This window comes from Pseudarthrobacter sp. YAF2 (assembly GCF_052113345.1).
GTDB lineage: Bacteria > Actinomycetota > Actinomycetes > Actinomycetales > Micrococcaceae > Arthrobacter.
In genome coordinates this window covers 183,563-208,423 of the sequence record NZ_JBFRDA010000006.1, presented here as the reverse complement: position 1 = coordinate 208,423, position 24,861 = coordinate 183,563, and the positions used below count along the sequence as shown (strand labels likewise).

At 64.9% G+C, this 24,861-nt stretch carries 23 protein-coding genes and 2 pseudogenes; 13 read left to right on the top strand and 12 right to left on the bottom strand.

Annotation, left to right across the window (positions count from 1 at the left end; translation table 11 throughout):
* The first annotated feature begins 67 nt into the window (after window positions 1–67).
* A complete protein-coding gene (locus AB4Y79_RS08635) occupies window positions 68–1,264 on the top strand; it encodes an enolase C-terminal domain-like protein (protein ID WP_441860443.1) in 1,197 nt (398 codons plus the stop codon).
* A 34-nt stretch (window positions 1,265–1,298) separates the two neighbouring features.
* Window positions 1,299–2,243 (top strand): DUF4862 family protein, encoded by a 945-nt coding sequence (locus AB4Y79_RS08630; RefSeq protein ID WP_441860441.1) that lies wholly within the window; start codon window positions 1,299–1,301, stop codon window positions 2,241–2,243.
* 604 nt (window positions 2,244–2,847) lie between these two features.
* On the opposite strand, the gene AB4Y79_RS08625 is transcribed toward AB4Y79_RS08630, so the two are convergent.
* Window positions 2,848–3,789 (bottom strand): 2-hydroxyacid dehydrogenase, encoded by a 942-nt coding sequence (locus AB4Y79_RS08625; protein WP_441860439.1) that lies wholly within the window; start codon window positions 3,787–3,789, stop codon window positions 2,848–2,850.
* Window positions 3,790–3,945: 156 nt separating this feature from the next.
* Between AB4Y79_RS08625 and AB4Y79_RS08620 the strand changes: the two are divergent.
* Together AB4Y79_RS08620 and AB4Y79_RS08615 are read left to right on the top strand one after the other, a co-directional pair.
* Window positions 3,946–4,050, top strand: a pseudogene (locus AB4Y79_RS08620) (gluconokinase); the annotation flags it as partial.
* Between the two features lie 200 nt (window positions 4,051–4,250).
* Window positions 4,251–4,493 carry a hypothetical protein gene (locus tag AB4Y79_RS08615; protein ID WP_441860437.1) on the top strand — a complete coding sequence of 81 codons (243 nt, stop codon included), beginning with the start codon at window positions 4,251–4,253 and terminating at the stop codon, window positions 4,491–4,493.
* 79 nt (window positions 4,494–4,572) lie between these two features.
* Here AB4Y79_RS08615 and AB4Y79_RS08610 read toward each other — a convergent pair whose 3' ends face one another.
* The 4 genes from AB4Y79_RS08610 to AB4Y79_RS08595 are packed head-to-tail and all read right to left on the bottom strand — an operon-like array spanning window position 4,573 to window position 9,793.
* Entirely contained in the window at window positions 4,573–5,394 is an 822-nt protein-coding gene (locus AB4Y79_RS08610; protein ID WP_441860435.1) for an ATP-binding cassette domain-containing protein, read from the bottom strand.
* Window positions 5,391–7,157 (bottom strand): dipeptide/oligopeptide/nickel ABC transporter permease/ATP-binding protein, encoded by a 1,767-nt coding sequence (locus AB4Y79_RS08605; protein WP_441860433.1) that lies wholly within the window; start codon window positions 7,155–7,157, stop codon window positions 5,391–5,393. Before AB4Y79_RS08605 ends, AB4Y79_RS08610 begins: the two co-directional genes overlap by 4 nt.
* Window positions 7,150–8,202 carry an ABC transporter permease gene (locus AB4Y79_RS08600; RefSeq protein ID WP_441860432.1) on the bottom strand — a complete coding sequence of 351 codons (1,053 nt, stop codon included), beginning with the start codon at window positions 8,200–8,202 and terminating at the stop codon, window positions 7,150–7,152. Before AB4Y79_RS08600 ends, AB4Y79_RS08605 begins: the two co-directional genes overlap by 8 nt.
* Before the next feature lie 16 nt (window positions 8,203–8,218).
* Window positions 8,219–9,793, bottom strand: coding sequence for an ABC transporter substrate-binding protein (locus tag AB4Y79_RS08595; protein WP_441860431.1), 1,575 nt, complete (start codon window positions 9,791–9,793; stop codon window positions 8,219–8,221).
* A 291-nt stretch (window positions 9,794–10,084) separates the two neighbouring features.
* Here AB4Y79_RS08595 and AB4Y79_RS08590 point away from each other — a divergent pair, with 291 nt between their 5' ends.
* From AB4Y79_RS08590 to AB4Y79_RS08550, 9 genes and pseudogenes are all read left to right on the top strand, one after another.
* Window positions 10,085–10,717: an RraA family protein gene (locus tag AB4Y79_RS08590; protein ID WP_441860430.1), complete on the top strand. Its 633-nt coding sequence runs from the start codon at window positions 10,085–10,087 to the stop codon at window positions 10,715–10,717.
* Window positions 10,718–10,765: 48 nt separating this feature from the next.
* Window positions 10,766–12,115, top strand: coding sequence for an MFS transporter (locus tag AB4Y79_RS08585; RefSeq protein WP_441860429.1), 1,350 nt, complete (start codon window positions 10,766–10,768; stop codon window positions 12,113–12,115).
* 91 nt (window positions 12,116–12,206) lie between these two features.
* Window positions 12,207–13,013: a LamB/YcsF family protein gene (locus AB4Y79_RS08580; RefSeq protein WP_441860428.1), complete on the top strand. Its 807-nt coding sequence runs from the start codon at window positions 12,207–12,209 to the stop codon at window positions 13,011–13,013.
* A 41-nt stretch (window positions 13,014–13,054) separates the two neighbouring features.
* Window positions 13,055–13,833: pseudogene (locus AB4Y79_RS08575) on the top strand (carboxyltransferase domain-containing protein).
* Window positions 13,817–14,866, top strand: coding sequence for a biotin-dependent carboxyltransferase family protein (locus tag AB4Y79_RS08570; RefSeq protein ID WP_441860426.1), 1,050 nt, complete (start codon window positions 13,817–13,819; stop codon window positions 14,864–14,866). The pseudogene AB4Y79_RS08575 and the gene AB4Y79_RS08570 overlap by 17 nt, the downstream one beginning before the upstream one ends.
* 129 nt (window positions 14,867–14,995) lie before the next feature.
* On the top strand, window positions 14,996–15,799 hold the full coding sequence (locus AB4Y79_RS08565; RefSeq protein WP_441860424.1) for an SDR family oxidoreductase: 804 nt from the start codon (window positions 14,996–14,998) through the stop codon (window positions 15,797–15,799).
* Window positions 15,800–15,874: 75 nt separating this feature from the next.
* Entirely contained in the window at window positions 15,875–17,044 is a 1,170-nt protein-coding gene (locus AB4Y79_RS08560; protein WP_441860422.1) for a pyridoxal phosphate-dependent aminotransferase, read from the top strand.
* A 7-nt stretch (window positions 17,045–17,051) separates the two neighbouring features.
* Complete coding sequence (locus AB4Y79_RS08555; protein ID WP_441860420.1) at window positions 17,052–17,666, top strand: TetR/AcrR family transcriptional regulator; 615 nt, start codon at window positions 17,052–17,054, stop codon at window positions 17,664–17,666.
* A 30-nt stretch (window positions 17,667–17,696) separates the two neighbouring features.
* Window positions 17,697–18,296, top strand: a complete 600-nt coding sequence (locus AB4Y79_RS08550) for a TetR/AcrR family transcriptional regulator (RefSeq protein WP_441860418.1) — start codon at window positions 17,697–17,699, stop codon at window positions 18,294–18,296.
* 33 nt (window positions 18,297–18,329) lie between these two features.
* On the opposite strand, the gene AB4Y79_RS08545 is transcribed toward AB4Y79_RS08550, so the two are convergent.
* The 7 genes from AB4Y79_RS08545 to AB4Y79_RS08515 all read right to left on the bottom strand — a co-directional run bounded on the left by AB4Y79_RS08545 (window position 18,330) and on the right by AB4Y79_RS08515 (window position 24,823).
* Window positions 18,330–18,836: a hypothetical protein gene (locus AB4Y79_RS08545; RefSeq protein ID WP_441860417.1), complete on the bottom strand. Its 507-nt coding sequence runs from the start codon at window positions 18,834–18,836 to the stop codon at window positions 18,330–18,332.
* Window position 18,837: 1 nt separating this feature from the next.
* Window positions 18,838–19,047: a hypothetical protein gene (locus AB4Y79_RS08540; RefSeq protein WP_441860415.1), complete on the bottom strand. Its 210-nt coding sequence runs from the start codon at window positions 19,045–19,047 to the stop codon at window positions 18,838–18,840.
* Window positions 19,048–19,065: 18 nt separating this feature from the next.
* Window positions 19,066–20,127: an L-idonate 5-dehydrogenase gene (locus AB4Y79_RS08535; RefSeq protein WP_441860414.1), complete on the bottom strand. Its 1,062-nt coding sequence runs from the start codon at window positions 20,125–20,127 to the stop codon at window positions 19,066–19,068.
* A 1-nt stretch (window position 20,128) separates the two neighbouring features.
* On the bottom strand, window positions 20,129–20,905 hold the full coding sequence (locus AB4Y79_RS08530) for an SDR family oxidoreductase (RefSeq protein ID WP_441860412.1): 777 nt from the start codon (window positions 20,903–20,905) through the stop codon (window positions 20,129–20,131).
* Between the two features lie 613 nt (window positions 20,906–21,518).
* Window positions 21,519–22,364: a fumarylacetoacetate hydrolase family protein gene (locus AB4Y79_RS08525; protein ID WP_441860410.1), complete on the bottom strand. Its 846-nt coding sequence runs from the start codon at window positions 22,362–22,364 to the stop codon at window positions 21,519–21,521.
* A gap of 2 nt (window positions 22,365–22,366) precedes the next feature.
* Entirely contained in the window at window positions 22,367–23,152 is a 786-nt protein-coding gene (locus AB4Y79_RS08520) for a 2-keto-4-pentenoate hydratase (protein ID WP_441860408.1), read from the bottom strand.
* 90 nt (window positions 23,153–23,242) lie between these two features.
* Entirely contained in the window at window positions 23,243–24,823 is a 1,581-nt protein-coding gene (locus tag AB4Y79_RS08515) for an aldehyde dehydrogenase (NADP(+)) (RefSeq protein WP_441860407.1), read from the bottom strand.
* Window positions 24,824–24,861: the final 38 nt, after the last annotated feature.

Below are 24,861 nucleotides of genomic sequence, written 5' to 3'. Positions count from 1 at the left end.
CAAGCAAACGCCGTGCAGAATCGAATTCAAGAAATTCTGCTTCTGACCAGATTTGAAAGGCCTTTTCATGATCCATGCAAAAATTTCCTCGGTCCGGATGATCGAGCTGTCGGCCCTGCTCCCAGCAGAGACGAAGGACCGCGGATTCCCGCCGCAGTCACGACCCATCAGCGTCTACACCCAGTACCATCCTGCTGAGGGATGGCCGGCCCCCACTGATCCCCGCCGCAAGGCCTCGCTCTACCTCGAGATTGCCACCACCTCAGGTGTCACTGGCCGCTACGGTCCCATTGACCAGGAAGCCGTCGCACCCCTGCAGGAGGGCATGGCGGCGTCCATCCTTGGCCTCGATGCCCTCGCTAACAATTTCGTCTGGGACATGCTCCAACGAGCAAACCGGCATTCCCGGCATGGCAACCGTAAGATCGCCATCAGCGCCATCGACAACGCCTTGTGGGACCTTCGGGGCCGCCTTCTTGGAGTACCTGTGTGGCAGCTGCTCGGCGGATCCGGCCGCACTCGCATCCCCGCTTACGCCAGCACCCTCGGAACGTTCCACGGGGAAGGCGAAGTCGAAGAAACGGCCGCCCGGCTCCTCGACGAGGGCTACACTGCCCAGAAGTGGTTCTTCGCCGACGGCCCCGCCCAAGGGGCAGAAGGACTTGAACGCAACGTGGCCCTCGTGGAACGTACACGTGCAACCGTCGGGTACCGGGCCGAGCTGATGTTCGACGCCTTCATGAGTTGGGACCCCACCTACGCCCGCCGATGGGCCTCCCGCGTCGAACACCTCCACCCCGACTGGCTCGAGGAACCTTTCCCCACCGGCGCCATCGAGTCATTCGCCCAACTGCGCGCCGCCACCTCAATCCCACTTGCCACTGGCGAACACCTCTACGACCGCCACGACATCCTTCCCTTCCTTCAGCGCGGACTCCTCAGCGTCCTGCAAGTCGACCCGGAATGGTGCGGAGGCGTGACAGACCTGGTCAAAATGTGCTCTCTGGCAGAAACATTCGGCGTCCACGTCATCCCGCACGGCCACGGAATCCACGCAGCCCTCCACGTCGTAGCAAGCCAATCACCGGAAACCTGCCCCCGCGTCGAATACCTCTTCCACCACATGCCCGAAAGGCACTACTTCGAAGAAGACACCCCGATACCGGTCGACGGATCCTTCGCCCTGCCGACGCGTCCCGGCTTCGGCATCGAATTCGCCCAGGACCGCGTCAAAGAATCCCGCGACGTCTTCGCGGCGGGATGAGCAGCGCAACCATGGACCTTTGCGAAAGGCCACGATGACAAGCATCATCTATTCCGCCTACAACGCAGCGCCCATCGGGCTCACAGAGGACACCGCGGCCGAAGACCTTTGGTATAAAGCCCTCCGGGCAGAGGAGCGCATCGACGGTCTGGAACTACCTCTCCTCCAGGGAGGCCTACACCCACAGGGGCTGGACCGGCTTGGGGTCCTACTTGACCCCGACTGGTCCAACACCATCAGTGCAATGCCCCTGACCCTCATATCCGCCATATCCGACCCGCACTACGGACTGGCGTCGGCCGATCATGCTGGCCGCCAACGTGCCCTCGAAGATGTCGCTTCCGCCCGGGAAGAAACGCGGCGGCTGCAGGAACAATTAGGGCCGCTGTCGGTGCGCGCATTCGCCCTCCAGTCTGCTCCACGAGCAGAGCGCTCCAGCCCCGAAGCCTTCACCGATTCCCTCCAGCAAATCGCAGGTTGGGATTGGGGCAACATCGAACTGCTCGTGGAACATTCGGACGCGCTCATTCCAGGCCAGGCACCGCAGAAAGGCTACCTCGCCCTGAACGACGAAATGGCCGCGGTGCAGTCAGCCGTGGACCTGAAGGCCCGGCGAATCCGTCACCTGCTCAACTGGGGCAGATCAGCCATCGAAGGACGCAGCTCAACCACCCCCGGCGCGCACATCGACACACTCGGGCCAGCGCTTGGCGCCTTCACCTTCTCCGGGGCGGCACCCACAGCTACCAGCCGCAGCACCGCATGGGAGGACGTGCACCTGAGTCTGGCCACAGACGACCCGGCATCACTGCTCACGGCTGACGCATTACGAGCGGTAGTTGCGAAGGTCCCGGACGGTCTGTCCTTCCTAGGTATCAAAGTAGGTGCACCCGCCAGCTCGCGCGGAGTGGACCGGCTTCAGCTCGGGCTTTCCATGCTCGCAGCCGTGACCGACGTTATCGGCTCAACCCGGGCCTGAGCAGATCGAATCGACATTGCCCGGCCGTCTGTCAGGTTGGGGTGTATCGCTTCAGTTGGCCGTTGAAGATTCAGGGGCCAAAGGCACTTGGGCGGACACGATTTATTCGCCTGTACGGTGGCAACGAGTACTCAAGCACCCACTCGGTCCGGTTACCTTCCAGGCTGGGCATCAAATCGCCTTTCTGGATGTAGCGGAACGGGTACGGTTCACTTTCAGGTCGCCACCAACCGCTTGTGGAGGCGTGCACGCCGGTGACTGCCCGGGTAACGGGGCCAGAGTCCAGAGTGGATGTTTGCTTCATAGTCGTGCGCTCGTCCCCACCGCCACGGCCTCCGCGCCACCTCGGCTGCCGTATCCGAATGGAGTCTCTCCCGTTCCCTCGGAGGGCGCGCGGCCGGTCATCGCGGGGGACGGCCCGTTTGGCGTGGTCAATCCGTCCTGGGAGCGGTGATCACGGAGTCGGTCTTCGAACTTCCGATGGACGAGCTTTCTGCTTTTCATGACAGTTGTCGATTCTCTGCGTCGGATCAGCAGTGTGGGGCTGGAACGGGTGCTTTGTCGCATGGGGCTGAGGCTGTGGCCCGGGGCAATGGGTGAAGGGTCAGAACGGGCCGGCCTGGACCAGGTTCCCGGGCCACTCTCCATTTGCCAGGGCCTTCAACTGCGCGGCGAGGAGCTTCACGATGCGCGGTTCGAAAGCGGATGCGTTGCCGCCGATGTGCGGTGTGATGAGTGCGTTGGGAGCGGACCACAGCGGGTGGTCAGCCGGCAGCGGCTCCGGGTCCACCACATCCAGGGCGCAGTGCAGGCGGCCGGAGACTACTTCCGCGGTCAGGGCGGCGGTGTCCACGACCGGTCCACGTCCGACATTCACCACGAGTGCGCCGTCCGGCAGGGCAGCGAGAACGGTGGCGTCCACCAGCTTGTGGGTGTGGTCATTCAGGGGCGTCACGGCAACCAGCACGTCGTGGGTACGGGCAAGTTCGGCGAGCTTCGAGGAAGCGTGAACCCGCCCCTCGCCGTCCTCGCGTGCGGAACTGCCGACCCGCGTGATCTCTACCTCGAACGGCGCCAGCCGTTTGGCGATCTCATGGCCAATGCCACCGATGCCGACCAGGAGGACCCGCCTGTCCGCGAGCGAGGAGCGGCGCTGGGGCAGCCAGCTGCCGGTCTGCTGATTCCGTACCGCGTCGTCGATCCCGCGGAGCTTGGCAATGATGAGGCCGATGGCCAGCTCGGCCGTTGCAGCGGCATGAACGCCGGAGGCGCTGGCTACCGCGGCCGCGGGTCCGGCGGCTTCCCGGACGCCGTCGAAGCCCGTGGACTGGGTCTGCACGAACTTCAGGTTCGGGGCTTTGGACAGTGAGCCAAGGACGGCGGACGCATCGATGTACGGGAGGATCACGCCGTCGATGTCCGCCAGGTCCACGCCGTCCGGATCGGACTTCAGGTCCCACACTGCGGCGTCGATTCCTGCAGGCAGGGGCTGGAGTTTGGCGAGCAGGTCCCGGTCGGGGAAGGTGACGGTACGGACTGTTTGCATCGGTGCGCCTCGTTGGTTGTCCTGGGCTCAGATGGCCGGTGTTGTCTTCGGGAATGCGTTGACTTCACCATTCCTGATCTGAGAAATCTTTCGCATGTGTGACAATCATCGCACTTCATCCGAGGCCAGGAAAGAGTTCTGTGGAGGCAAATTCACATGAGTAATAAAGAGATTCCGCCCGTGGTTGTCATGGGTGTCTCCGGGTCGGGAAAATCGACCGTTGGAGCGTTGCTGGGCCAGCGGCTGGGTGTCCGGTTCATCGACGGCGATGACCTTCACCCGGTGGGGAACAGGGAGAAGTTGCGGGAGGGATTTCCATTGGATGATGATGACCGGCGGCCATGGCTGCGGGTCATCGGGCGGACGCTGGAGTCCTGTCAGCGGGAAGGAAATGGGGTCATTATTGCTTGTGCGGCCCTGAAGCGCGTTACCGCGATCTTTTGCGGGAGCACGCCCCTGACGTGTTGTTTCTGCACCTCGAAGGCTCCGCGGACACCCTCGGAGCCCGGATGGCTGCCCGGAACCATGAGTTCATGCCTGCCTCGCTGTTGGCGTCGCAGCTGGCAGCACTGGAACCGCTGGGTGCTGATGAAGCACATGTACTGCTGGACGTGGGACGCTCCCCGGATCAGTTGGCAGCCTCCGCTGCCACCGCCGTTCGCGCGGGGACGGCGAAGCCAGTCACGACGCCGGCCGGGGAGTAGGCGCCGCACGGCGCCGTCTGTGAGTGGTGCGGAAAGCCGGCCCGGGCATGTGCCCAGGCCGGCGTTGTTCTTCTGCGAATCAGGCGACAGCTTTCCGGCGTTCGCCAATGTCAAAGCCCGGACCGCCAGGGACGGAGTCGATGAGCTTGCGTGTGTAGGGGTGCTTCGGGTTGCCGTAAACACTGTCCACATCACCCATTTCCACCACTTCGCCGTGAAAGAGCACCATGATGTCGTCGCTGACGTGGTGCACCACATCGAGGTCGTGGGAAATGAAGGCCATGGTCAGGTCCAGTTCCGCACGGAGCCGGCTGATGAGGTTCAGGATCTCCGCTTGGACGGACAGGTCCAGGGCGGACGTGATCTCGTCGGCGATGATCAGTTTGGGCTCAACGGCCAAGGCGCGGGCAATGGCAATGCGCTGGCGCTGGCCGCCAGAGAATTCATGCGGGTATCTTTCGGCCACCTCCGGGTCGAGTCGAATGGTGGAGAGCCAGTGCGAGATCTTATTGCGGTGGACCCGCGGGTTGGAACGCACGGGATCGATCGCCTCAGCCAGCGTCTGCCCAATGGTGCGGCGCGGGTTCAACGAGGAGTACGGGTCCTGCGGAATCATCTGGACTTCCCGGCGCATGGCCCGGAGCTGGGCGCCGGTCATTTTGGCCACGTCCTGGCCGTTGATGGCGATGCTGCCGCCGCTGACCGGGTTTAGTCCGACGATGGCCTTGGCCAGGGTGGACTTTCCCGAGCCGGATTCGCCCACGATGCCCAAGGTCTTGCCCCGGGCGATGGCGGTGGAGACACCCTTGAGTACCTTTGCAGCTGAGTGTCCGGATCCGAAAGTGACTTCAAGATCCCGGACTTCAAGGACAGGCGCGGCCAGGGTTGAAGAGGTCGTCATGGTTTGTCTTTTCCTTCCGTCGGAACTGAGCCGGCGGCATCCTCGGGGACCTCGTCATAGGTGAACTCTTCCGCGCGGACGGAGACGAGTTCGGCCTTGCGCTCGGCGATGCTGGGCGTCGCGGCGAGGAGTGCCTTTGTGTAGGGGTGCTTGACGTCACCGGCCGCCAGTTGCGCTCCGGTGAGCCGTTCGAGGATCTTCCCGCCATTCATCACGATGACTTTGTCGCAGAGCGCCTGCACCACGCCGATGTCGTGGGAGATGAACAGCATGGCCGTGCCCATTTCCCTATTGATGGAGCGGAACTGCCGCAGCACGTCCGCCTGGACGGTTACGTCCAGGGCCGTGGTGGGTTCATCGGCAATGATCAGGCGCGGATCCGTCACCAGGGTGGAGGCGATCATAGCCCGCTGGAGCATTCCGCCGGAGAGTTCGTGCGGGTGCTGGTTCATCCGCTTTTCTGGTTCCGTGATGCGGATATCCGCCAGTGCTTTGACCATCCTGGCGTAGGCCGTCTTCCGGGATTGGCGAAGGTGGACCCTGCTGACCTCGGTGAGCTGGGAGCCCATCCGCAGGGCAGGGTTGAAGCTGGTGCCGGGGTCCTGGTACACGAGCCCGATGGAGGTGGCCAGTGCCCGCGGGTCGTTCTTCTTGAGCAGGTTCAGTTCGCCCAGACGCATGGTACGCGCGGTGACGACGAGTTCTTCCGGGAGGAGTCCGGCTATGGACATGGCGGTGAGTGATTTGCCGGAGCCGGATTCGCCCACGAGTCCCACCACTTCTCCTGCATGGATGCTGAGGGAGACGCCTTTGACCAGTGGCACCCCGTGCGGGGTGCTGACGGTGAGGTTGTCCATCTCCACCAGGGCCTCGCTGTCTGCCCGGAGCGATGCCGGTACCTCGGAAGCGGCTTTGACGCTGCCGAACTTCCGTCCTCCGCGTGGATCGGTGGCAGCGGCCAGGCCGTCGCCGATCAGCATGGCACTCAATCCTGCCACGGTAATCATGATGGAAGGCATCACCGCCTGCAGCGGCTGGGAGTAGATGTTCACGAGTGCTTCGTTGAGCAGCCGGCCGAAATCGTAATCCGGGTTTTGGACGCCGAGGCCGATGAACGAAAGGCTTGACAGCTCAATGAGGGTGGTGGCAAAGACAGTTGCCGTCAGCACCAGGAGCGGCTCTGCCATGTTGGGCAGCAGATGCCGGCCGATGATCCGCGGACCGGGCACGCCCAGCAGCCGGGCGGTGGAGACGTAGTTCCGCTGCGAGATAGAGGCGGCCATGTTCGCCGTGAGCCGCGCGAACGCAGGAATGCTGGCGATGGCAATCGCCAGCACGGCAGACCAGGCGCCCTGGCCAAGGATGGCGGCGATGAGCAGTGCGAAAATCAGGCTGGGGTAGGCGACGGCGGCGTCAATGACCCTCAGGACGGCGTTGCGGACCCGCGGGGGAGCCAGCCAGATGAAGGTGCCGATCAGGATGCCGCCGACGACGGCAATGACTGTGGTGGCTGCGGTCATGATCAGCGTAAGCCGGGTGGCGACCAGGGAGCGGGCCAGGATGTCCCGGCCGAAGTCATCTGTTCCCAGCAAATGTGCCGGACTGGGCCCTTGGGACGCGTCCGTCGTGAGCTTTTCGGCGGCTTCGGTCAGGAACATTGGCGCCAGGACGGCTATCAGGACCATGACGCTCATGAGGGTAATGCCGAGGATGAGTCCTGTTGTCCACCGGATACGGCGTTTTGCGCGGCGCTGTTCAGCCATGGGACTTTCCTCCTCCGAGGGTGCGTGGATCGATGATGCCGAGGATGACGTCCACCAGCAGGTTGAGGATGATGGCCAGGAAGCCCAGGACCAGGATGATGCCCTGGATGACGGGGTAGTCCTTGTTGATGATCGCCGTGACGATTTCCTTGCCCAGTCCGGGCCAGTTGAAGACGTTTTCGATGATGATTGCTCCGCCGAGCATGCCGGCGAGGATCAGTCCGGCGAGCGTGAGGGTGGTGGTCATCAGGTTGGGCAGGGCATGGCGGGCGTACAGCCGCAGCGAGGGCAGCCGCCATCCGCGGGCGGTCCGCAGGTAGTCCTGTTCCAGGACGGTTGCTGTTTCGCGGCGCACTACGCGGGCGATGGAGCAGATGGGGGCGACCGAGAGGCCAACCACCGGCAGGATCAGGGAGCTCAGGGTTGCGGCACCGGCCGCCGGGAGGACTTTGAGGACGATCGCGAAGATCACTACCAGCATGGTGGCGATAACGTACTGCGGCACTGCCTGGAAGAAGCCGGTCAGCATGCCGAAGGTCACGTCGAGCCACTTCCGCCGTCCGCCCCGGGTCATGATGCCCACCGCCATTCCTGCCGGAACGGAGAGCAGCAAGGTCACCAGGATGCCCAGGAGGGCGATTTCGGCCGTAAACGGCAGCTTGGTGGCGATGATCGATGACACGGAGGTGCTGTAGGCGAAGGATTCACCCAGGTTTCCTGTCAGCAGGTGTCCGATGTACTGGATGAACTGCAGGTACAGGGGCTGGTTCAAGCCCAGGCTTTCCCTGATCGCCTCGATCTGTTCGGTGGTGGCGTCAGCGCCTGCCACGGCCACGGCCGGGTCCCCGGGGAGGAGCGGCACCATGAAAAAGGTCACGACGACGAGAAGCGCCACGGACAGCAGGACACCGCCTGCGCGGCGAAGGGCATAGGCGCCCCAGGGGGAGAGGCCCCGGGGGCCGCCCCGGGGGCCCTTGGTGGCCCCCGGGGTTTGGCTCTCTTCAAGGATGAGTGTTTCCTTGGAGAGCATCGTGGGTTCTGTCATCTTCCTGAACCTTTACTTACTTGGTGATCCGCAGGGTGCCGTAGTCGACGATGCCCGAGGGCGCCTGGATCGCGAATCCCGGGCGCTGGGCAACGATCTGGGGCTCACCCACGAACGGGTAGATGTCGTTGTCCTCCAGGGCACTGATCTGTGCCTTCGTGTAGGCGTCGCACCGCTGGGTATCGTCCGTGGCGGCCTGTGCCTGCGAGATGTCGGCGAGGATGTCGGCGTTTTCGCCGCCGCCGATGTTGCGGCCGCCCTTCTCGGTGGGGACGCCGGCGATACGGGTCAGTGATGCAGCCACGGTGCCGACAAAGTTGGCGTCGCCCTGGACGGTCATGTCCCAGGTTTCCGGCTTGGTCTGCGTCATGGTGGCCCAGGTCCCGTTGTCCACCAGGTTCAGGTCCACGGTTGCGCCGGCGGCGCGCAGGGCCTCCTGGACGTAGGTGCTGCCGGCACCGTTGGGGCCGATGCTGGTGGTGCCCACCATTTTGAAGGTTTTTCCGGCCAAGACTGCTTTGGCGGCCGCGGTGTCCTCCTTGGTGATATGGGAGTTGTCCTGGAGGGCGCAGGCCACGGTGGGCGCAACGATGGAGTTGTAGGTAATGCCCTTGTTGGCGTAGGCCGCGGCGTTGAAGGCCTGCTGGTTCATCAGCTGCGCCACGGCCTTGCGGAGCGCAGGGTCGGTGAAGGGGCTGCCCGGCCGCTGGTTGAAGAGCAGGAAGATCCCGGCGAAGGGCACCGTGGTGATGGTGTAGTCCTTGTTGCTTTCGAAGCGTGCCGTGTCGGCAGGGGCGATGTCGGAGACATCCATTTCGCCGGTCAGGAGCTGGTTGGCCACGGTGGTCTTGTTAACGCCGGGGAAGAACCGCACGGTCTTCGCCGGGGTGCCCTCCGGTTCCTTGGACCACTTCGGCCACGCCTTGTAATCCTGGCGGAGCGTCATGTCGTAGCTGACGCCATGGCTTGCTTTGGTCAGGGTGTAAGGGCCGGAGAAGGCCCCCTGTACGGATCCTTTGGCCAGGCCGTCTAGGTCAGCGAGCCCCGCTGGACAGATGATGCCGGTCTGCGCCAGGGTCAGCCCGCCGATCAGTTCGGACCAGGGCTGGGCCAGCTTGATCGAGACCTTCCCTGCGGAGTCGTCGGCGGTGATGGTGGGCTGGCCGGGGCCGAAGACCAGCTTGCCAAAGTTGTTCTTGGTGGCCGGGTCGGCGAAGTAGCTCAGCGACTTGGCAACGATGCTGGGCGTGATGGCGGTGCCGTCCGCGCAGGTGGCGTCTTTGCGGATGGTCAGGGAGGCGTCCGTTGCGGTGGAGGTCCAGTCGGTGGCCAGGCCGCCGATGAATTTTCCGTCTGCGTCCCGGCGGACCACGGTGTCGAAAAGGAAGCGTGCCACCTCGTAGTCGTCTTTCGCGTTGGCCTTGGCCGCATTGAAGGTGGTGGGGTCCGCGTTGAGGGCGGTGCGGATCGTGTCCGTCGACGGACCGGAGCTGCCGCCGCTTCCGGCGCTGGTGGTGCCCGTGGTGCAGCCGGTCAGCAGCAGCGCTGCCGCTGCCGCGGCTGCGGCCAGGGGGGTAATTCGTCCGTGCATGGTGTCTCCTCGGTACAAGGGGAATCTGCGAGAGAGTTCGCGAATGAGAAGAGTTTCTCTTATTGTTTCCGTCAAGTCAACGGAAATTTGTGAGCTGACACACGCTCGTTACCTGACTTGCCGAAAATTTACGTCCCGGCAACAAAGCCCGGACTTATTCCCGCGACAGGACCGGCCCCTTGACGAATCGGCAAACAAACGCGAAACTTTTCTCATATGTGATTGCCGCCTCATATGATCGTCCTGAATCGAGAGCCGGCGTCGTCCGCTGAACCAACAAAGGTGACAACAATGGCAACAACCCTCGAACTCACAGTCCGCAAGACCTCCTGGACCCGTCCGCCCCGGGAACTGGTCAAGGCCTTCGAAGCCTTCCCGGTAGCCAACATCGGCGACGCCATGGAGCGCCTGGGCATTGTCGACGGCGGCATCAGCCCCATCTGGCCCGGCGCCCACTGCGTAGGTTCGGCTCTTCCGGTCCTCGGCGCCGCGGGTGACAACGCAGCCGTGATCGAGGCCCTGAACTACATCCAGCCCGGCGACGTAGTGGTCATTAATGGTTTCGGCCACGAGCACCGCGCCCTGGTGGGGGAACAGCTCTCGCAGCGGTTCGAAGCCGCGGGGGCCACCGGTGCCGTGATTGACGGCTACATCCGGGACCGCCACACCATCACCGAAATCAAGTTCCCGGTGTTCGCCCGTGGTGTCACCCCTGCCGGCCCGTTCAAGAACGGCCCGGGCGTGATCGGCGAACCAGTGGCCATCGGAGGGATTGTGTGTGCTGCCGGTGACATCGTTGCCGCCGATGATGACGGCGTCGTGATCATCCCCCAGGCCCGCGCTGCCGAAATCCTTGAGCGCGTCATCGCCGTCGCGGCCCACGAGGCCGAAATGACGGCCGAAATTACCCGCGAATACAGCTGAATGCGCTATCCCGGCGCCACCAAGCAGCCCTAGACTGAAAGACATCCAATGACTACTGCATCGACGGACTCAGTGGAACTGAACACCGCACAAATCAAGGTCGTCACCGCTGACGGCAAAGTGGTGCGCAAGGCGACCTTCGCAGGCACCATGGGCTCCTTCGTGGAGTGGTACGACTACGGCATCTACGGGTTGCTGACCACCTACCTGGCCATCAACATCATGGGCTCGAAGGACATCGGATCCCTCCTGCTGACAAACGTCGGATTCCTGGTCAGCTTCCTGGCCAGGCCCTTCGGCAGCGTGATCTGCGGCTTCCTGGGCGACAAGCTGGGCCGCAAAAACCTCCTGGCAGTCCTGCTGCTCCTGATCTCGGGCGCCACCGCCTGTATCGGCCTCATCCCGTCCTCCTCAGTGATCGGTTGGGCGGCCCCGGCCCTGCTGATCCTCCTCCGCATCCTGCAGGGGTTCTCGGCCGGCGGCGAGGTGGCCGGCGCCATGGCCTTCGTGGGCGAATACGCCCATAACCGCCACCGCAACTTCGCCATGAGCTTCATCGCCGTGGGCTCCTTCTGCGCCCTGCTGTTCGGCAGCGCCCTCTCCGCCGTGCTGATCACCACGCTCGGGGATTCCACCATGGAATCCTGGGCCTGGCGCATCCCGTTCCTCTTCGCCCTTCCGCTTGGCTACGTCGGCTACTACATCCGGTCCAAGATGGAGGACACCCCGCACTTCGCCGCCCTGCGGGAGCGCAATCAAGTCGAACGCAATCCGCTGCGCGCAGTCTTCACTTCCAAGCGCCACCTGAAGGCCATCGCGCTGACGATCTTCCTGCCGGCCCTGAACGGCCCGGGCTACTACCTGCTGTTCGCCTACATGCCCACCTACCTCAAGACCCAGTTGGGTACGGGCAACAACTTCTCCATGGTGCAGGCCCTGATTGTGACCGCCTTCAGCCTGGTAGCCATCATCATCAGCATTCCGCTGATGGCGCGCCTCTCCGACCGGATCGGCCGCAAGCCGGTCCTCGCCGGCTCGGCCGTCCTAATGGCATTGGTCTCCTACCCGATGTTCCTGATGATCGTCACCGGAAACATGCTGCTCGCCTGCGTGGCAACCGTGGTGTTGGCCATCGCGTTCTCCGGCCACGCCGCCGTGGTGCACACCGTCCTGACGGAAATGTTCCCCACCACCGTCCGCTACAGTGCCTACAGCATCGGCTTCAGCATCAGCACCATCATCTTCGGCGGGAGCGCCCCGCTGGTGATGACCGAGATCATCAAAGCCACCGGCGACAGCATGGTCCCGGCCTACGCCTCCATCGGCACGGCGATCATTTCCTTGGCTTCGGTCTTATTCCTCAAGGAAACCAAGGGCCAGCCGCTGGCCACCCACTAACAAACCACGCACGACGGCGGCCTGCCGCCACTGCCGGCAGGCCACCGTCGTTGGACCATAAGCACCACACCACGAACCATTGGGAGTCACCTTGGGCATCAATTCAGTCGCCGTCGTCGCAGACCTCGGCGAGAGCTACGGAAACTACACCATCGGCGACGACGAGGCCCTCCTCGGCCTGGTCACGGCCTCCAACATCGCCTGCGGCTTCCACGCCGGGGACCCGCGCGTCATGGACGCCACGGTCAGGTCCTGCGTGGAGCGCAGCATCGAACTGGGAGCCCACCCCGGCTACCCGGACCTCGTGGGCTTCGGGCGCCGGCTCATCGAAGCCAGCGAGGACGAAATCCGCACCGATGTCCTCTACCAGATCGGTGCACTTGACGCTTTCGCCCGGATCCACGGCGGCAAGATCAGCCACGTCGCCCCGCACGGCCGAATGGGGAGCATCGCCCAGACGGATGCCAAGCATGCCCGCGCCATCACCGACGCGATTAAGGCCTACGATCCCTCCTACATCGTGATCTGCCAGAACGGCCTCCTCGCGGACGAATCCCGCAAGCGCGGCCTCGAAGTGGGCTATGTGTTCCTGGCCGACCGCGGTTACGGCGAGGACGGCATGCCCGTCTCCCGCAACACCGAGGGCGCCCTGCTGCACGATCCCGCAGAGATCGGCCGCCGCGTAGTCCAGGTAGTCACGGAAGGAACCGTCCGCGCCGTCACCGGCAAGATCGTTCCGCTGGGCCACGATGCCGACGTGGTGCTCCTGCACGGCGACCACCCACAGGTCCTGGAAAACGGTACGGCCCTCCGGGCGGCCCTGGACGAAGCCGGCATCAACGCAACAGGCCTCCAGGAAGTCCTCGCCGAGAAAGCAAAGTCCGCCTCGGCAGCCTGATCCGCAGTCCCCGCCCCCGTCCGCACCACCGAGCAGGAAACATGACCACGGAACCCCCGCCAGCAGCCACCCTCCGCCATCCTCCTGGCGTGGAGGCTGAACCCTTTGGAGATTCGGCCCTGATGCTCAGGATTGCCGACGACGACGCCGAGGTCCGGCGGGCAGGTGCCAGGCGGCTGCGGGATATCCTCCTGGAGGTGCGCCCGTTCGGGGTGTTGAACCTGGTGGCGGGGGCAGAATCCCTCCTCGTGGAGTTTGACTGTCTCGCAGTCAGCCACGGCCAGCTCGCCCAGACAGTCCGGCTGGCTGTGGCGGGTATGGGGCTCCTGGACAACGGCCCGGCGCCCGGGGCGAAGGACTTCGTTATTCCTATGGTGGTCAGCGGGCAGTTCTCGCCCGACCTGCCCGGCGTGGCCGATGAGCTGGGGCTCAGTTTGGAAGCGACGCTGGAAGCATTCACCGCCTCTGCGCTGACCATCAATCTCCTGGCAGCGGCCATGGCGCCAATGATGGCCGGCGTGCAGTTCCCCGGCCAGGTCAGCCGGTGTGCCGAGCCCGGACCGATGTTGCCCCGGGGGCGGTGATGGTGGCCGGAACGAGCGCCATTATCCAGCCTTTTCCAGGGCCCAGTGGCTGGAAGGTCATTGGCCGCACGCCACTGACCATTTGTGACATCCATGAGGATCCGGCCACATCGTACCGGCCGGGGGACCGCGTCCGCTTCGAAGTAATCCCGGAGAGCCGTTGGGCTGAATTGGAAGGCCGGTTCCTCCGGCCCGCAAACAACCAGGAAGGAGGCCTGAGTGGCAGCGAAGCCTGACCAGGACGTCACCCTCACCATCCACGAGGCCGGCTGGCTGTCCACCTTTCAGGACCTGGGCCGCGAAAATTCCGAGTATCTGGGCGTCCCCTGCGGTGGCGCAGCCGACCAGCACTCGGCGGCCACGGCCAACATCCTCGTGGGGAACCGGCGCGGGGCTGCACTGATGGAAATCATGGGTGGGAGGTTCGCCTTCACCCCCTCCCACGACGCCTTCATATCCGTCACCGGGACCTCTGCCGATCTGACCGTCGGGGGAGTACCGGTGCCTATGTGGCTTCCGGTCTGTGTTCCTGCCGGCACCCGTGCCGTAATTTCCAACGCCACGGACGGGATGCGCAACTACCTGGCCTTCAGCGGGGACCTGGACGCGCCGCGCTTTATGGGCAGCGCCGCCCCGGAATCCAGAATGGGCTTCCCGCAACAGTTGACGGCAGGTCAGAAGGTACGGCTCTCCAGCGGGTACCGGGGCTTCAGCCAGCCCTACCTGGGCCAGCCGCTGTTCCGCCTTCCCGTTCCCGTCCCCGACTTCAGTCCCAGGGTCTGGATCGTGGACGTGGTGGAGGGCCCGGAAGCGGACAGGACACCGGGGATCAGGGAACTGCTGCAGGGCAGCCTGTACACCGTGGGCGGCAAATCCAACCATGTAGGCCTCCGCCTGGATGGGCCGGTGATCCACCCCGAAGGGCTGGGAGAGATCATCTCGCACGGTGTCCCTATTGGCGCCTTCGAGATCCCGCACGGCGACGAATTGATTATCCTGGGCCGCTCGCGCACCCTGACCGCCGGCTACCCCATCGTGGCCGTGGCCGCCAAGGCGTCCCTGCCGCTCCTGGGCCAAGCCAGCCCGGGACGGAAGATGACCTTCCGGTGGGTAAGCCAGGAGACCGCCGTCGAGCGGTGGCGTGAACAGCAACGGCTGCTCTGGCAGCTGGAAGAACGTGTGCGCAGCCTGTTCTCCGCCGTCGGGCTTCCCCTGGCCCGCGACACGCAGGCCGCGAAAAGAGCGGCTCCTGGCACGCAGGCCGCCTGAACTGTTGACGCAAGCAGTTTCAAATGAGAAACTATTCTCAAATCCAATCTTGTTATTGTTTTGGCCGGGTTTCCGGCTCCCACCTGCCGCGCTGCCTCACTGGAGCGCGCCGGACGAAAGAGATGCACCATGGAGCTTCTGAACGGCAAGGTCGCCATCATCACCGGCGCGGGTACCGGTATGGGCCGGGAAACCGCCAGGGTCCTCGCAGCCGAAGGCGCTGCGGTCGTGCTCGTCGGACGCCGGCAGGACGTGCTGGAGGATCTGGCTGAAGAAATCCTGGCAACCGGTGGCAGCGCCTATGTGCGCACCGCGGACATAGCCACCAAGGATGAAGTGGAGGCCCTGGTGGCCTGGACGCGCGAAACCCTTGGCCCCGTGGACATCCTCATCAACAACGCCGGCAGTGCCAGCAAGGTCCTCAACGTCCGTTGGATCCCCGAGGAGGAATGGAACCAGGTCCTGGACGTGAACCTGAATGCCGTATTCCTGCTCACCCAGGCAGTGCTGCCGGACATGTTGAGCCGCAATACCGGAACCATCATTACAGTCTCTTCCCTGGCAGCAGTGACTCCGAACCTGCTGGGCGGGGCGGCCTATGGGGCTGCCAAGGCGGCGGTCCGGAACTTCATGACGTACCTGCACACCACCTTCCGGAACGACGGACTGCGCGCCGTGACCATCCTCCCCGGCGAGACAGCCACGCCCATCCTGGACAACCGCGCCCGGCCGCCACACCAGGAGGAACGCGAAGCCATGGTCCAGCCCGAAGACGTGGCCCGCGCCATCCACCTGGTGGCCACATTGCCGCAGCGCACCGTAGTCCAGGAACTGGTCATCGCCCCTACCGTGCAGCGCGACACCTCCGGGGACATCGAGATCAGCCGGTGGACCGGCGCGCCCGAAGAAGACCTACCCAAAACCACCGCATAGACGCGGCCACGTCAGCCCCCGGACCGTTGGCCTGGACTCTCCTCCAAAAACTTTCCTGTCTGAAAGGACACCCTTGTGACCACACCTGCAGCTCCCAGCATCCTCAGCTTCCCGCCGTCGGAAGCCGTCCAGCGCATCCTCCGGACATCCCTGCGCGTCCAGCAGCCCCAGTCCAGCGGTGACCTGGTGTCGCTGGCCATGGGCGAGCCGGACTTCGAAACCCCGCAGCAGGTGCGCGACGCTGCAGCCCAGGCTCTGCAGGATGGCCACACCCACTACTCGCCGCTGCTGGGCGAACCCGCATTGCGGGATGCACTCGCCGTCAAGATCGGCGCACTGCTGGGCTCCGGCGTCAGCACCAGCGACATCCTGATCACCCAGGGCGGCACGGCAGGACTCGCAGCCACCATCCTCGGCACCGTGAACCCGGGGGACAAGGTGGTCATCCCGGATCCCACCTACTCGCTGTACGCGGACCTGGTGAGCATGGCCGGCGGCACCATCGTTCCCGTGCCCCTGGCCGAGGACCTGCACTGGGACCTGGAGAAACTGGGCCCCGCCCTGGAAGGGGCCAAGATGTTCGTCTTCTGCAACCCCTCCAACCCCACCGGCATCGTCCATTCCCGCGCCGAGCTGGAGGCCCTGGCCGACCTTGTTGCCGGCACCAACATCCTGGTGCTCTCCGATGAGGCCTACAGCGACCTTGTCTACACCCCTGAGCCATTCACATCCGCCCTCGAAATCGAGGGCCTCGCCGGCCGCACCATCTACTGCCAGACCTTCTCCAAGAGCTACGCCATGACCGGCTGGCGCGTGGGCTACCTCTGGGGACCCGCCGATGTCATCACCGCCGCCGCCAGGGTGCACAACACCTTCAACGGCTCCATGAACACCGCGGTCCAGCTGGCAGCGCTTACTGCGCTGCAGACCTGTGGTCCCGACATTGAGCGGATGCACGCCTCCTACAAGCTCCGCCGTGAGCTGATGTACAACGGGCTGAAGGATATTCCCGGGCTGACGGTGAGCTCACCCGAGGGTGCGTTCTACCTTTTCCCCAAGTACGACGCCGATCTGCCGGCAGGGGAAATGGTGGCGCACCTGCGCGGCTACGGCGTGGCAGTCCGTCCCGGCAGTGAGTTCGGCCGCAACGGCGAGCACCACCTCCGGCTCTCCTATGCTGCCAGCAACGACTCGATCACCAAGGGTGTGGAACGGCTCGCAGCCGGCTTCGCAGCCCTGAAGTAGCCACCCCTTGGCTGCCACCAGCGCCGCTCCAGGGTTGCGCAGCGATACGTTGCGCAACCGGAAGCACATCATCCGATCCGCCGGCCGGCTTTTCGCCGAAGGACGGCAGGCCACCATGGCGGATATCGCCCGCGCTGCCGAAGTTTCCACCGCCACGGCATACCGGCATTTCGCGTCCGTGGACGAGGTCCTTGCCAGGTTCCGGTTCGATGTGGGCAGCGAGCTGCTGGACTACAGCCGGCAGCACCAGGCCAGCGGGCTGGAGCTGTTGCGCCTGGTGAGCCACAAATGGGTGGAGCTGGTGGTGGCCCACGGCAAGGCCATGGTACACACGAGGTCCGGCGAGGGTTACCTCGCCCGCCTCCGCACCGGCGCCACCCATTTGACCGTCCAGGCGGATGCCCTCAGCCCGGCCCTGCGGGACACCTGCAAGGACCTCGGCGTGGACGATCCCGGCGACGAGGCCATGTTCCTGTGGAACGTCCTGTTCGATCCGCGCGAAATCTTCGACCTCATCGAAACGCTCGGTCTGAGCCCTGAGGACACGGCCCGGCGGCTCGTCGCCACGCTGGTGGGGGCCTTGAAGGGCTGGTGCGGCCCGGACGCCGGGCGCAGGCAATAAGCTTGGAACGCAACAGAAAGGGGCTGGGGAGTGCGAAGCGACACCCAACGTAACCGCAGGGAACTCGTGAATGCGGCGGGCGCGCTGTTCGCCGCGCGCCGCGGGCCCATCAATATGACTGACATCGCCAAGCACGCCGAGATCTCCACGGCCACTGCCTACCGGCATTTCGCCTCTGTTGAGGACGTGCTGGCCGAGTACCGCTTCAATGTGGGCCAGAAGCTGAGGGACTACAGCCTCAAGCAGACCACCGGCGGACTCGAATTGCTCGAAGCGGTCAGCCGCAAGTGGGTGGACCTGGTGGTCAAGCACGGCGGCGCCATGCTCTACACGAGGTCGGGCGAGGGCTACCTTGCCCGGCTCCGCACAGGTGCCTTCTACCTCACCGTCCAGGCAGAAGCGCTGCAGCGCCCGCTTGAGGAAGCCTGCGCCGAGCTCGGGTTGAGCCCGCTGGGGGACGAAGCCCTGTTCCTGTGGAACATCCTCTTTGACCCCCGCGAAATTCTCGATCTGATCAATACTGTTGGCTTGACCAGGCAGCAGGCCAGCGAGCGGCTGGTCGCCGCGCTGTGCGGTGCTCTCAAGGGCTGGGACCAGGACAAATCAGGCCGGACGAAATCCGCCGGCTGATCTGACTCCTGGTCCTGCCGGTCCGCGTGCCAGTCAGCTCCGCTCAACAAGGCGTACGCTTCGCAATGTGATTCCGCGCATCTCGCGCCGGATGATATCTGCCGGAATGGCGGCCAGGGATGCGACCTCAAACAGATCCAGTTGGCTTGTCTTCAAGGCCATCACGGTCAGCGAGCGACGGCGCGCCTCCAGTTCAGATTTACGCTGGATACAGCAGGCCAAGGCCTGGGCACTTCCTTGGATGGCTTTGACGTGCGTTGCAGCGGACCACCCGGCCGGCTCGAGTTCCTTGTACCCCAGGCCGAGACGCCGTCGAACGTCGACTTTCTTGACGCCCGCAGCATCAGCGAGGACCGGCACCGGGATACGGTCCGCCAAGGCTTGAGCGACGCTTTCATTCAGGCGGCGGATGGCGGTGCGGATGCTGCTGTCCGCCTGGGCGATGTGCTGCCTGTTCAGCGCCAGTTGGTGGCGGAGCGATTCCTGGTCGATTGGTTCGAAGCGCCGGTGGCGGCCGGGCTGCAATGGCTGGACGGCCAAACTAGTGCCTTACCGCTTCGGGATCGAGGACCCACGCTACGGGGGCGCCGGCGAACGGTGGCATAAGGCTGCCCTCGAAGAACAGCTGGCCGTTCTGCTGGTCCCCATCGGGGTTCCACGTGCCGCTGACGGGGCAGTGCGTTCCGGTGACTGCCGTCATGGGCAGGGATGACCGGCAGCGCCGGGCGGTTGGTTTGAAGGTGGAAATCATGGCGGGCTCCAGGTGGCGTTATTCGTTGCGGAAGGAGATCAACACCTTGCCGGACTTGGTGGCGTCCTTGGCAAGGTCGAAGGCCTCGAGGGCCTGCGTGGAGGGGAATTCGTGGGTGACCACCGGGTCCACGTACAAAGAACCGTCGGCGAGGGCGGCCAGGACGTCGTCGATCTCGTCGTTGAAGCGGAAGGAACCAACCAGCTGGAGTTCGCGGGTGATGGCCAGGGAAATCGGGACCGGCTGGTCCCCGGTGGGCAGGAGGCCCACCATGACCACGCGCCCGCCGCGCATGGCACCGCGAAGGGCGGATGCCAGCCCGCGGTGGTTGCCGGAGGATTCCAGCACCACATCCGCCTCGACGGCTGCGATGGCGTCCGCATTGGTGGCGAGGATAGTGCCCGTGGCGCCCACCGCCGTCGCGATCTTCAAGGGTGCTTCATGCATGTCGACGGCGGTGATTTCCGTGGCCCCTGCGCGCTTGGCGACTGCGACGATGAGGCTGCCGATGGGGCCGCTGCCGATGACGAGGACCCGCTTGCCGGCGAGGTCGCCGGCCTGAGCGACGGCGTGCCAGGCGACACTGGCAGGTTCGGCGAGGGCGGCCGAGCGCAGGGACAGGTCGCCGGGGAGGGGCCGGAGCATCCTGGCAGGCAGGACGGAGTACCGGCTGAAGGCGCCCTGGGTGTGCGGGAAGCGGGCGGCGCTGCCCAAGTACGTGCAGCCGGGGGAGAGGTTGGGGCGGTCCTCGGGGTAGCGGGCGCCGGTTCCGCCGGGGGTGGCAGGGTGAACGGCGACGTTGGTGCCGGCGGCGGGTCCGGAGCCGTCCGCGGCAGCCTGCACCACGGTACCCACCACTTCGTGGCCGAGCACGAGGGGCGCGCGAAGGATGGATTCGCCGGCAGCGCCATGAAGCCAGTAGTGCAGGTCCGAGCCGCAGATGCCGCCATAGGCGACGTCCACCACGGCTTCGTGGGGTTGGGGAGCTGCGTGCTCAATGGTTTCGATCCGGAGGTCGCCCACCCCGTGGACCACCACGGCCTGGCCGGTCACTGCCTTTGATGGTGCTGTTGTTGTCATGTCAGACCACCGTTGTCATTCCGCCGTCGATGAAGATGGTCTGTCCGTTGACGTAGTTTGACGCGTCCGACGCGAGCCACGTCACCGGCCCGGACAGGTCCTCCACGGTTCCCCAGCGGCCTGCCGGGGTCCTGCCGAGGATCCAGGAGTTGAAGGCTTCGTCGTCCACGAGGACCTGGGTCATCTCGGTGTGGATGTAGCCGGGCGCGATGCTGTTAATCTGCAGCCCCTGGGACGCCCACTCTGCGGTCATGGCGCGGGTGAGGTTGCGCAGCCCGCCCTTGGCTGCCGTGTAGGCGCCGATGGTGGGCCGGGCCAGGTCCGACTGCACTGAACCGATGTTGATGATCTTCCCGCGTTTGCGGTCCAGCATCCTGCGGGCGGCTTCGCGGCCCACCAGGAAGGCGCTGGTGAGGTCGGTGGCGAGCACTCGGTTCCAGTCCGCGATGTCCAGTTCCAGGAGGGGGACACGGTGCTGGATGCCGGCGTTGTTCACCAGGATGTCGAGCGGGCCGTAGGCGGCTTCAGCGTGGGCTACTCCCGCCGCCACTTCGGTTTCCGAGGTGATGTCGAAGGAGACGGCCCCGATCTTGTCCGCACCGAACACTTCCGCCAGTTCTTTGCGGCTGGCTTCCAGCCGGGCCGGGTCCAGGCCATGGAGTACGACGACGGCTCCCGCCTTGGCGAGGCCCGTCGCCAACGCCTTTCCGATGCCCCGGCTTGACCCCGTGATCAGGGCTCTGCGCCCGGCTAAATCGAAGGGTGATGCGTGGTCCATGGAAGTGCCTCTTCTCAACGTCGTCTGCGGAGCCATTGTGGTGTCTCACGCCACTCCATTGAGCCTAAAGCCGGCCTCCTGCAGAGTCAAGAATATTTTCTCATTTGCGAGTATATTATTGTTTCACGACTGCTGGTGATCCTGTCGGCCTCCGCGCCCGTAACCCCGTCTGGGTGCGGGTTGCCGCCCCACATGCACGTCCTCATGGCCATAGAAGACCCGTCCAAGAAAAGTAAACACGACGGAAACCCGGCCCAGGACAAACCTGCTCTTCTCTTCCCCATGGAAACCTGAAGCAGGAATCTTTAGCTGGTCTCGCACCACACGACCGGAGCTGAGCCGAGTCCTACCTGTCCACGATTGCGGTCAATCGGCTTATCTATGGCTGGAATTGGGAGCCATTGGGGAAGCTGCCCTCGCAGCATGGTGATGCCCTGTCCGCCGCTGCCGCGTCCGGTGAACATTGGTCCCGGCTCGGTTACCGCATCAGTGGCTTGTTCGACTCCAACGAACTCTCCGGCGAGCCAACGTCTAGCCTGGGCGGCAAGCCTAAGAACAAAAGCGGGCTGCCGGCCCCCAAGGGTCCAGCAGCCCGCTTTTTTGGTTTTGCCCGTTATTGCATCAGGTGGCGCATCTCGCCCACCCCTTTCACCCAGGTGAGCAGTTCGTCCCCCGGTTTGAGGAAGCGCTGGGGGGTACGGCCAACGCCCACGCCGGGTGGCGTGCCGGTGAAAATTACATCGCCGGGCAGCAAGGGCGTTACCTGTGAAAGGCGGGCGATGATCTCGGGCACCGGGAACACCATGTCCGATGTGCTCCCCTTTTGGATTTCTTCGCCGTTGATGGAACAGCCCAGTTCAATCCGGTCCGGGTCCTCAAACTCGTCGGGGGTTACCAGCAGCGGCCCAATGGGTCCAAACCCGGGAAACGACTTCGCCAGGCTGTACTGGGGCGCGGGCCCGGATGACTGCAGAGTCCGCTCTGAGAGGTCCTGGCCCACGGAGACGCCTGCCACGTACTTCCACGCCTCTTCGGCAGGAATGCCCGTCCCGCCGCGGCCCATCACCACGACGAGTTCCACTTCCCAGTCAACGGTGCCGGGCGGCAGGGAGATGGTTCCGTGTGGACCGGTCAGGGCGGTGACGAACTTGGTGAACACCGTGAGGTCATCGGGCACGGCCAGCGAGGCTTCCGCGGCGTGGGCAGCGTAGTTCAGCCCGATCGCGAAGACCTGCCGGGGCTGCGGCGCGGGGTTTCCGAAGGAGGCCGGCGGAACGTCGGCCAGCGGGGTCCCGCGCCATTGCTCCAACGTGTAGGCGACACTGCGGAGTTCTGACCAGCGTTCGTAGCAGTCCTGGATCCGTGGACTGAAATGTCCGCCCGTTTCCCTCGCCACATCGATGACGTGGTCATCGGGCGTCACCAGGTGGAGGCGTCCGGAAATGTTGGCCAGGCGCATGATCAGGCCGAAACGTCGAATTCCACTGTGCCCCAGCCGTCGAAGGTCCCGGACCAGCGGCCGGCTTCGTTCATCGGAACGGCCTGGAGGCAGCTGCCGGGAAGGATGACCTGGCCTGCTTCGAACTCCACGTCGTAGTCGGCGAGGCGGTTGACCAGCCAGGCGACGGCGGCAAGGGGGTTGCCGAGGATGTTTCCGGTGGTGCCGGAAATGATTTCGCGGTGGTTGAAGGTCAGGACACCGCGGGTGTCGCGCAGGTTCAGGTCGGTGACCTTCCGGGGGGTGCCGCCGAGGATGACGGCGCCGGTGGAGCCGTTGTCGGCGAGGGTGTCCGGCAGGCCGATGGCCCAGTCCTTCACGCGGGAGTCGATGATTTCGATGGCGGGCAGCGCGTAGTCGATGGCGTTGATGACGTCCGCGATCGTGGTGTTCCGGCCGCCCAGGCGGGAGCGGAGCACAAAGGCCGGTTCGAGTTCAACGTAGGGTGCAATGAAGTTGTCGCGTTTGAGGGTGGTGCCCTCGAAGGCGAAGAGGCTGGCGAGCAGGTGGCCGTAGTCCGGCTGGTCCAGGCCGAAGGCGTCCTGCATGACCTTTGCGATGTTGCCGAGCTTGTAGCCGACGAGCCGGTCACCGCCAGCCAGCGCGTGTTCGACGTTGATCTTCTGGACCTGGAATGCGGCGTCCGCGTCCAGGCCGGGCCAGCTCTCGGTCGGGGCCGGTATGGGCTGTCCCTGAAGCCGTGCGGTGCGGAGCGTGTCGGCGACATCGTCGAGTGTGATGGTGGACATGGTTCCTCAGTTCTGTGTGTTGGGGTTCCGGCCCCGGGCGACTCGTGGCGGGAGGCGTGCCCGGGGCCGGAAGATGGGGCGCGGCGGGGCCTAGCGCTGTTCGGGTTGCCCGTCGATGAGGCGGTTGACGTGCCAGGGGTTCGCGTCCTGGAGCGGTGCGGGGCGCAGTTGCTCCGGGAAGTTCTGGTAGGCCACGGGGCGGAGGAAGCGTTCGATTGCCAGGGTGCCAACGGACGTCGTTTTGGAGTCGGAGGTGGCGGGGTAGGGGCCGCCGTGGACCATGGCGTGGCCGACTTCGACGCCTGTGGGCCAGCCGTTGATGATGATCCGGCCCACTTTTCGCTCAAGGGCGGGTATGAGGGGTGCGGCGGTGGCGTAGTCGTCTTCGGTGATGTGCAGGGACGCGGTGAGCTGGCCGTCGAGCTTGTTGGTTGCTTCGACCAGGTCATCGATGCCCTTGTAGCGGACCACCAGGGACGCAGCCCCGAATATTTCCTCGTGCAGTACCGGGTTTGTGGTGAAGACGCCCAGGTCGGCGCTGAACACGGCCGGTGCCGGTGCGTTCTCGCCGGGGCCTTGCTGGCCCCGGCCGAGGAGTTCGACGTCGGTCTCGGCGTCGAGGGCGTCGTGACCGTGCTGCCACGCGGAGGCGATGCCGCTACTGAGCATGGTCTGCCCGGAGAGTGCAGCGATTTCCTTTGTGACGGCGGCAGCGAACCGGTCGCCGGCGTCGCCTGCGGGGACGAAGGCCAGGCCGGGGGAGGTGCACAGCTGCCCCGAGCTGCCGGTTACGGAAGTGACGTACTGCTTCGCCAGGGTCTCTGCATCGCCATCCAGTGCGCCCGGGAACACGTATACCGGGTTGATGGAGGACATCTCGGCATAGACGGGAATGGGCTCAGACCGTGCAGCCCCGGTGCGCATGAGGGCCGTGCCGCCTTCGCGGGAGCCGGTGAAGCCAACGGCTTTGATGTTCGGGTCTGCCACCAGGGCCTGGCCGATGCTCGCACCGGATCCATACACCAGGGAGAACACGCCTGGGTGCAGGCCCAGGTCCGTTACGGCCTTGACGATGGCCTGGCCGACGAGTTCGGCGGTGCCGGGGTGGGCGTTGTGGGCCTTGACGATCACGGGGCAGCCTGCGGCGAAGGCTGAGGCGGTGTCACCGCCGGCAACGGAGAACGCGAGCGGGAAGTTGCTGGCTCCGAACACGGCAACCGGGCCCAGTGGGATCTGGCGCTGCCGGATGTCTGCACGGGGCAGGGGCGCGCGGTCGGGGATGGCCGGGTCGATGCGCACGCCACGGAAGTCGCCCTGGCGCACCACGTCGGCGAACAGTCGCAGCTGGCCGACGGTACGCGCCCGTTCGCCGCGTAGCCGGTCCAGGCCAAGGCCGGTTTCGGTGGAGGCCCGTTCGATGAGTTCGTCACCGATGGCTTCGATGTTTTCGGCGATGGTGTCCAGGAAGCGTGCGTGTTGTCCGGGGCCTAGTGCGCTGAAGGAATCGAAGGCGTCAGCGGCGGCTTCGGTTGCAGCCCGCAGCTGGTCTTCGCTGATCAGCGTGTACGCGGGTTCCAGTGCTTCGTTGGTGGCCGGGTTGATCCCGTTCGTGGTTCCGGTGGTTCCGGCGGTGGTTTCTCCGGCAATCAGGGAGTGTCCGTGAAGTGTCATGGGGTGCCTTCCGAGGCAGTAGAAAGTGGGTCGGGGGT

Bases quoted from the DNA above. Each gene is read 5' to 3' on its own strand.
- AB4Y79_RS08595 (WP_441860431.1), bottom strand. From the start codon at position 9,793: ATGCACGGACGAATTACCCCCCTGGCCGCAGCCGCGGCAGCGGCAGCG.
- AB4Y79_RS08525 (WP_441860410.1), bottom strand. From the start codon at position 22,364: ATGCGCCTGGCCAACATTTCCGGACGCCTCCACCTGGTGACGCCCGAT.
- AB4Y79_RS08540 (WP_441860415.1), bottom strand. From the start codon at position 19,047: ATGATTTCCACCTTCAAACCAACCGCCCGGCGCTGCCGGTCATCCCTG.
- AB4Y79_RS08600 (WP_441860432.1), bottom strand. From the start codon at position 8,202: ATGACAGAACCCACGATGCTCTCCAAGGAAACACTCATCCTTGAAGAG.
- AB4Y79_RS08535 (WP_441860414.1), bottom strand. From the start codon at position 20,127: ATGACAACAACAGCACCATCAAAGGCAGTGACCGGCCAGGCCGTGGTG.
- AB4Y79_RS08590 (WP_441860430.1), top strand. From the start codon at position 10,085: ATGGCAACAACCCTCGAACTCACAGTCCGCAAGACCTCCTGGACCCGT.
- AB4Y79_RS08610 (WP_441860435.1), bottom strand. From the start codon at position 5,394: ATGACGACCTCTTCAACCCTGGCCGCGCCTGTCCTTGAAGTCCGGGAT.
- AB4Y79_RS08585 (WP_441860429.1), top strand. From the start codon at position 10,766: ATGACTACTGCATCGACGGACTCAGTGGAACTGAACACCGCACAAATC.
- AB4Y79_RS08520 (WP_441860408.1), bottom strand. From the start codon at position 23,152: ATGTCCACCATCACACTCGACGATGTCGCCGACACGCTCCGCACCGCA.
- AB4Y79_RS08515 (WP_441860407.1), bottom strand. From the start codon at position 24,823: ATGACACTTCACGGACACTCCCTGATTGCCGGAGAAACCACCGCCGGA.
- AB4Y79_RS08635 (WP_441860443.1), top strand. From the start codon at position 68: ATGATCCATGCAAAAATTTCCTCGGTCCGGATGATCGAGCTGTCGGCC.
- AB4Y79_RS08565 (WP_441860424.1), top strand. From the start codon at position 14,996: ATGGAGCTTCTGAACGGCAAGGTCGCCATCATCACCGGCGCGGGTACC.
- AB4Y79_RS08630 (WP_441860441.1), top strand. From the start codon at position 1,299: ATGACAAGCATCATCTATTCCGCCTACAACGCAGCGCCCATCGGGCTC.
- AB4Y79_RS08530 (WP_441860412.1), bottom strand. From the start codon at position 20,905: ATGGACCACGCATCACCCTTCGATTTAGCCGGGCGCAGAGCCCTGATC.
- AB4Y79_RS08605 (WP_441860433.1), bottom strand. From the start codon at position 7,157: ATGGCTGAACAGCGCCGCGCAAAACGCCGTATCCGGTGGACAACAGGA.
- AB4Y79_RS08625 (WP_441860439.1), bottom strand. From the start codon at position 3,789: ATGCAAACAGTCCGTACCGTCACCTTCCCCGACCGGGACCTGCTCGCC.